The organism is Halomonas sp. OfavH-34-E (assembly GCF_024124525.1).
GTDB lineage: Bacteria > Pseudomonadota > Gammaproteobacteria > Pseudomonadales > Halomonadaceae > Halomonas > Halomonas litopenaei.
Genome location: NZ_JAMXRY010000018.1, coordinates 82,021 through 88,570, shown reverse-complemented (window position 1 = coordinate 88,570; position 6,550 = coordinate 82,021). Strand labels below are relative to the sequence as shown.

5 protein-coding genes are annotated in these 6,550 nt (G+C 66.6%); 1 reads left to right on the top strand and 4 read right to left on the bottom strand.

Going from position 1 to position 6,550, the window contains the following annotated elements; translation table 11 throughout:
* Nucleotides 1-143: 143 nt before the first annotated feature.
* From NH448_RS09995 to NH448_RS09980, 4 genes are all read right to left on the bottom strand, one after another.
* Nucleotides 144-1,904 carry an ABC transporter ATP-binding protein gene (locus NH448_RS09995; RefSeq protein ID WP_253028725.1) on the bottom strand — a complete coding sequence of 587 codons (1,761 nt, stop codon included), beginning with the start codon at nt 1,902-1,904 and terminating at the stop codon, nt 144-146.
* Between the two features lie 3 nt (nt 1,905-1,907).
* Nucleotides 1,908-2,741 carry an ABC transporter permease gene (locus tag NH448_RS09990; protein ID WP_045993012.1) on the bottom strand — a complete coding sequence of 278 codons (834 nt, stop codon included), beginning with the start codon at nt 2,739-2,741 and terminating at the stop codon, nt 1,908-1,910.
* On the bottom strand, nt 2,738-3,718 hold the full coding sequence (locus tag NH448_RS09985) for an ABC transporter permease (protein WP_045993011.1): 981 nt from the start codon (nt 3,716-3,718) through the stop codon (nt 2,738-2,740). The genes NH448_RS09990 and NH448_RS09985 overlap by 4 nt, the downstream gene beginning before the upstream one ends.
* A gap of 95 nt (nt 3,719-3,813) precedes the next feature.
* Nucleotides 3,814-5,511 (bottom strand): ABC transporter substrate-binding protein, encoded by a 1,698-nt coding sequence (locus NH448_RS09980; RefSeq protein ID WP_253028724.1) that lies wholly within the window; start codon nt 5,509-5,511, stop codon nt 3,814-3,816.
* A gap of 258 nt (nt 5,512-5,769) precedes the next feature.
* Here NH448_RS09980 and NH448_RS09975 point away from each other — a divergent pair, with 258 nt between their 5' ends.
* On the top strand, nt 5,770-6,468 hold the full coding sequence (locus tag NH448_RS09975) for a GntR family transcriptional regulator (RefSeq protein WP_222517267.1): 699 nt from the start codon (nt 5,770-5,772) through the stop codon (nt 6,466-6,468).
* Nucleotides 6,469-6,550 lie beyond the last annotated feature (82 nt).

The window sequence follows — 6,550 nt, the reverse complement described above, 5'->3', positions numbered from 1 at the left end:
GCGACAGGGCGCCCCGCTCAGCCAGTCCACCTGGCGGCTTGCCACGTCGTCGCCGGTCAGCACCTGGGCGGCGCCCAGGCGCTCGCGCAGTGTCTCGATCAGCGTGGCAAGCGACGGCGATAGTTGCTGGGAGGTGACGGCCATCAGAGGGTGGTCTCCTCTTTGCTGGTCTTGTCATCGGTGGTCTTGTCGCGGCCGGGAATGGCGGCGAGCAGTTCGCGGGTGTAGTCGGCCTGAGGTCGGGTGAAGACCTCCTGGGCGCTGCCCTGTTCGACGATGCGGCCCTTCTGCATGACGATGATGCGATCGCAGATCTGGGCGGCGACGCGCAGGTCGTGGGTGATGAACAGAAGCGACAGCGAGAAGCGTTGCTTCAGATCCTCGAGCAGCTCCAGCACCTGGGCCTGGATCGATACGTCCAGCGCCGACACCGCTTCATCGGCGACGATCAGCTCCGGGTCCAGTGCCAGGGCGCGGGCGATGCCGATGCGCTGGCGCTGACCGCCGGAGAACTCATGAGGGAAGCGGTCGGCGCTGCCGCCAAGCCCCACCAGTTCGAGCAGCTCGTCGGCCTTGGCCAATGCCCGGTCGCGGGGCACGCCGTTGGCGATGGGGCCCTGGGCGATGGCCATGCCCACCCGGGTGCGCGGGTTGAGTGAGGCGTAGGGGTCCTGGAACACCATCTGCACCCGGTGGCGCTGGCGCCTCAGGGCGTCGCCCTTGAGCGCGGACAGGTCTTCGCCGCCGAGCAGGATCTCGCCGCTGTCGGGGCGCTCCAGACGCACGACACAGCGCCCCAGGGTAGACTTGCCGGAGCCCGACTCGCCGACGATGCCGATGGTCTCGCCGCGTGACAGGGTGAAGCTGACCTCGTCCAGTGCGCGTACCTCACGGGAGGGCTTGAACAGCCCGCCGCGGGAACGGAATACCCGATTCAGATCGCGTACCTCGAGGATCGGCGTCGGCGCCATCGGCTCGCGCTCGGGCGGCGCGGCGTCGCTGGGAATGGCCTCGATCAGCGCCCGGGTATAGTCGTGACGGGGGTTGTCGAGCACCTCGTCACGGCGACCGATCTCGACGATCCGGCCGTGGCGCATCACGCACACTCGGTTGGCGATCTCGGCGACCACGCCGAAGTCGTGGGTGATGAACATCACCGCCATATGGTGGCGACGTTGCAGGTCGGCGATCAGCTCGAGTATCTGCGCCTGGGTGGTGACGTCCAGCGCGGTGGTGGGCTCATCGGCGATCAACAGCTTCGGCTCCAGCGCCAGCGCCATGGCGATCATCACCCGCTGACGCTGGCCGCCGGAAAGCTCGAAGGGGTAGGCGCGGATGGCCCGTTCGGGCTGGGGCAGACGGACTTCCTTGAGCAGCTCCAGCGCCCGGGCCTGACGCTCGGCGCCCTTGAGCTCGCCGTGGGCCTCGAACACCTCGGCGATCTGGTCGCCGATACGCATCAGCGGGTTAAGGGCGGTCATCGGCTCCTGGAAGATCATGCCGATCTTCTTGCCGCGCAGCGCCCGGTGACGCTTCTCGTCGAGGGTCAGCACGTCCTCGCCCTCGAACATCACCCGCCCGGCCACCGGGCGCACGCCCTTGGGCAGAAGGCCCATGACGGTGTTGGCGGCCATGGACTTGCCGGAGCCGGATTCGCCCACCACGCACAGGATCTCGCCGGGGCTGACTTCGTAGGACAGCTCTTCCACGGCGTATTCGCGATCGGCGCCGGCGGGCAATGCGACGCTCAGGCCCTCGATGCGCAGGATCGGTTCCGGGGCTGGATCGCCGCTGTGATCGCCGCAAGGATCGCCAGCGGTTGCTCCCTTCGGCACCTTCACCGGTTCGCTGCGCGATGCAGTGGATGCGCTGGTGCCGCTGGTGCTGTTGTCAAAGGTGTTCATGGCTCAGCGCTCCCGTGCGAGTTTGGGGTTGAGGGCGTCATCGAGCCCTTCGCCGACCAGGTTCAACGCCAGCACGGTCAACAGGATCGCAAGGCCCGGGAAGAACGACAGCCACCAGGCCTGGCGGATCACGGTGCGTGCAGCGCCGATCATGTAGCCCCAGGACATCACGTTGGGATCACCGAGGCCGAGAAACGACAGCGCCGACTCCAGCAGGATGGCGGTGGCCACCATCAGCGAGGCCAGCACGATGATCGGCGACAGGGTGTTGGGCAGGATCTGGCGCAGGATGATCTGGGTGTTGGTCTGGCCGACCAGGCGCGCCGCCTCGACGTATTCGCGATGGCGCAGCGACATGAACTCGGCACGCACCAGGCGGGCCACCGGCGGCCAGCTGACGATGGCGATGGCCAGCACGATGGAGGTCACGCTGGGCTGCATGATCGCCACCAGCACGATGGCCAGGGCGAAGTTGGGGATGGTCTGGAAGAACTCGGTGAAGCGCATCAGAGCGTCGTCCACCAGGCCGCCGTAGTAGCCGGCGATGGCGCCCAGCGGCACGCCGATGGCCAGCGCCACGGCGGTGGATACCAGACCGATCAGCAGCGACACCCAGGCGCCGTGCATGAGTCCGGCGGCGACGTTGCGGCCCATGGTGTCGGTGCCGAGCCAGAAGCCGTCCTGGGCCAGCGGCGGCAGGAAGGGGCGCTGCACCATGCGCCAGGGGGATTCGGGGAACAGCACCGGGGCCAGCACGGCCATCAGGATGATCGCCCACAGGATGATCAGTCCCACCAGGGCGCCTCGGTTCTGGGCGAAACGGGCGAAGAAACTCATGCGGCGGCCCCCTTGATGCGTGGATCGGCCAGTCGATAGACCAGGTCGGTGGCGATGTTGAACAGGATCACCAGGGCGGCGGAAAAGAAGAAGATGCCGAGCAGCAGGTTGTAGTCACGCTGCATCAGCGCCTCGTACATCAGTCGGCCGATGCCCGGCCAGGCGAACACCGTCTCGGTGAGGATGGCGCCGCCGACCATCTGGCCGGCCTGCAGACCCGCCAGGGTGATGATCGGCAACAGGGCGTTGCGCAGGATATGGCGGCGCTGGATGACCCTTGGCGCCAGGCCCTTGGCCTTGGCGGTCTTGACGAAGTCCTGCTGGGCGGCGTCGAGCATCGAGGCGCGGGTCATGCGCGTATAGATGGCCATGAAGAACAGGCCCAGGGTGGTGGCCGGCAGCACCAGGTGCTTGGCCACGTCCAGGGCGTAGGCCAGGCCTTCCAGGTTGGCGCCGACGGTGAACATGCCGTAGGCGGGCAGCCAGTCCAGGTACACCGAGAACAGCACCACCGCCATCAGCGCCACCCAGAACAGCGGGGTGGCGTAGAACAGCAGGGCCAGCGCCATGATCAGCGAGCCCGAGGCCTTCTTGACGCGCATCGCGGCCATGGAGCCAGCGAGGATGCCGAGCACCAGCGACAGCACGAAGGCGGTGCCGGTCAGCAGCAGGGTGGCGGGCAGGCGGTCGAGGATCAGGTCCAGCACCGGCATCTGCTGGCGGTAGGAGTAGCCGAAGTCCAGGGTCAGGATGCCGGACACGTAGTGCCACAGCTGGACATACATGGGCTGGTCCAGCCCGAACTGCTCGCGCAGCTGGGCGATGAAGGCTTCATCGGCGGCGCCGGCTTCCCCGGCCAGGATGGCCGCCGGGTCGCCGGGGGCGAGCTGGATCAGCACGAAATTGAACACGACGATCAGCAGCAGCACGATGGCGGCCTTCAACAGTCGTGAAATGATCAGGCGGGCGTAGAGCATGGTGAGGTCCCGGGCAGTAAGCCTGTGGTGATGGCAGCAGCGAAATCAGGGCTGGCGCGGCCCGTGGTGGGCCGCGCCGTATCGCCTTTTTTGGCTCAGTCGGCGATCCAGGCGTCCTTGAAGCCATCGTTGACGCCCACCGCAGAGGTCACCAGATTGTTGACGTTGCAGCGGTAGATGGTCGGGAAGCCGAGCTCCAGCAGCCAGCCGAGCGGTGCGTCCTCGAGCAGGATCTGCTGTACCTCGTGGTAGAGACGCTCACGCTCGCTGTCCGGATAGGCGGTGGCGGCGGCGTTGAACAGCTCATCCACCTCGGGGTTCTGGTAGCCCTCGACGTTGTTCCAGGGCGAGCCCTTCTCGGTGTTGGTGGACAGGTAGGTGCGCGAGATGCCGAGCGCCGGATCGCCGTACTGGTACAGGTAGGTGAAGGCCAGGTCGAAGTCGCGCTCGCCCAGGCGCTGGTTCCAGCCGCCCACGTCGGTGGCCTCGGTGCGCACGTTGATGCCCACCTCCTTGAGGTTCTGCTGTACTGCCTCGGCCCAGCGGCTCCAGGTTTCACCGTAGGGCATCGGCAACAGACGCACCTCTTCGCCGTCGTATCCCATCTCGTCGAGCAGTTCCTCGGCCTTGTCCGGGTCGTAGCTGTAGCCCTCGAGGTCCGGGTCATTGAACTTGGCGTTGGAACCGAAGGCCCCTGCCGGCACCTTGCCGGTGCCGTTCCACAGCACGTCCCGGGCGAACTCGCGGTCCATGGCGTACATCACCGCCTGGCGGAAGCGCTTGTCGGCGGTCGGCCCTTCACGATTGTTCATCCACAGCATGGCGAAGGGGCTGAAGTACTCGTGGCCCTTCTCGGTCACGCAGGTGTTGTCCATGGCGGTCAGCCGGGGAACGTCGAAGTTCTCCACGGTGCCGTAGGGCAGCACGTCGACGGTACCGTTCTCGTAGGCCACCGCGCGGGAGGCGCCGTCCGGGATGACGTGCCAGTTGATGCCATCGAGGTAGGGCAGGCCTTCCTCGTAGTAGTCATCGAAGCGGGTCAGCTTGATGACGGTGCCGCGGTCCCAGCTGTCGAACTGGAACGGGCCGGTGCCGATGGGATGGTTGTTGGCCTCGTTGTTGCGGAAGTCGGTGCCGGCGTAGATGTGCTCGGGCACCATGGTGAAGGTGCCGGCCTCGAACGAGATCAGGAAGGGGCCGAAGGGCTTCTTCAGGGTGAATACCACGGTGTGGTCGTCGGTCGCCTCGATGCTCTCGACGTGCTCGAGCACCGCACGGGCACTGGGATTCAAGTCGCGGTGGAAGACGTCGGCGGAGAACACCACGTCTTCGGCGGTGAAGGCCTCGCCGTCATGCCACTTGGCGTTTTCCTGAAGGTGGAAGGTGTAGGTCAGGCCGTCTTCGCTGACCTCCCAGCTCTTGGCCAGTTGCGGCATCGGCTCCATGTCGGTGGAGTAGCGCAGCAGGCCCTCGTAGATGTTGCCGGCCACCGTGCGGGTGGGGGCGTTCTGGATCATGCCCAGCACCAGGCCCGGCGGCTCCGGCTGGATGATGGTGTCGATGACACCGCCCCGCTGGGGTTCCTGGGTGGCCTCTTGCTGGGCGTCCTGGCCGTCGTCCTGGGCCAGCGCCGGGGTGGCCGCCAGCGGCAGCAGGGCGGTGAGCCCCAGCGTCAGCAGGGAGGCGTTGAAGCGAGAGGCGCGTGCCTGAGTCGAGCTTGCCCGGGGCGAGGGGGACAGCGGCGAGCAAGATGGCAGAAAGGCGACGCGGGGGTGGCGGGAGTTCGAGGTCATATCAGGGCACCTTGGTGGCCCGGAGGTGTTGCCAGAGGTGCGTGAAGCCAGGGGCAGAAAGCGCCGCCAGTGCGCTGTTGCCGGGCTTTCGCGTCGCTGAGGCCAGCTCCGGGACTGTTGTTGTTGGGGATTTCCGTAAGCCCTTTAGAACCTAGCAGCCTCGGCACAAACTGTCGACAGTCGGCAATCGACTGTTGTTCGACGCAGGATGCGGTCATACTGGGGTATGACCCTTCAGGCCAACTACGGGAGTCGAGCATGGCCAATCCTCGGGACCCCTCAGCCGCGCCCTTCGTGGTTCAGCGCAACCTGGTGGACCAGGTGGTCGACTACTTGACCGAGGCGATCCTGGCCTCGCGCTTCGCACCGGGCGAGCGGTTGTCGGAGGCGGGGCTGGCGGCGGAGCTCGGCATCAGCCGGGCCCCGGTACGCGAGGCCGCCAGGCTGATGGAGAGCCGTGGCCTGCTGGTATCGCGACCGCGGCGCGGGTTCTTCGTGCGTACCCTGGATGTGGCCGAGCTGAGCGATGTCTTCGATCTACGCATCGGTCTGGAACGCCACGCCTTCGAGCGAGTGATGACGCGCTTCGACGCGGATACCGAGCAGCGTCTGCATCGGCAGATCAGTCGTCTGTGCGAGGTCGCCGCCGGTGATGACGAGGGGCTCAAGATCGAGGAGGACCTGGCCTTTCATCGCCTGGTGTTCGAGCTGGCCGACAACGCCCGCCTGGCACGTGCCTTCGACGACCTGAGCTTCGAGCTGCGGTTGTGCATCACCCTGATCACCCGTACCCACGAGACCCCCGAAAGCATCGCCGCCTCCCACTGGCGGCTGCTGGAGGCACTAAAGAGCGGTGATCCTCAGCGCTGCCGGGACGAGGTGGACTACCATATTGGCGTGGCCAGGGACTCGGTGATCGAGCGGTTGGCCGATCACGCCGGGGTGGCGCGTGGCTGAACGAGTGGGCGGCGTCGGGAGTGACGTCGTGGCTCAAATATAGTGAGGGAAGTCCTGGTCGAACGGTGGGCCCAGGGCCGCG

What these genes read in the sequence shown, in the direction of transcription:
- NH448_RS09995 (WP_253028725.1), bottom strand. Translation starts at nt 1,904, where the DNA reads ATGAACACCTTTGACAACAGCACCAGCGGCACCAGCGCATCCACTGCA.
- NH448_RS09990 (WP_045993012.1), bottom strand. Translation starts at nt 2,741, where the DNA reads ATGAGTTTCTTCGCCCGTTTCGCCCAGAACCGAGGCGCCCTGGTGGGA.
- NH448_RS09985 (WP_045993011.1), bottom strand. Translation starts at nt 3,718, where the DNA reads ATGCTCTACGCCCGCCTGATCATTTCACGACTGTTGAAGGCCGCCATC.
- NH448_RS09980 (WP_253028724.1), bottom strand. Translation starts at nt 5,511, where the DNA reads ATGACCTCGAACTCCCGCCACCCCCGCGTCGCCTTTCTGCCATCTTGC.
- NH448_RS09975 (WP_222517267.1), top strand. Translation starts at nt 5,770, where the DNA reads ATGGCCAATCCTCGGGACCCCTCAGCCGCGCCCTTCGTGGTTCAGCGC.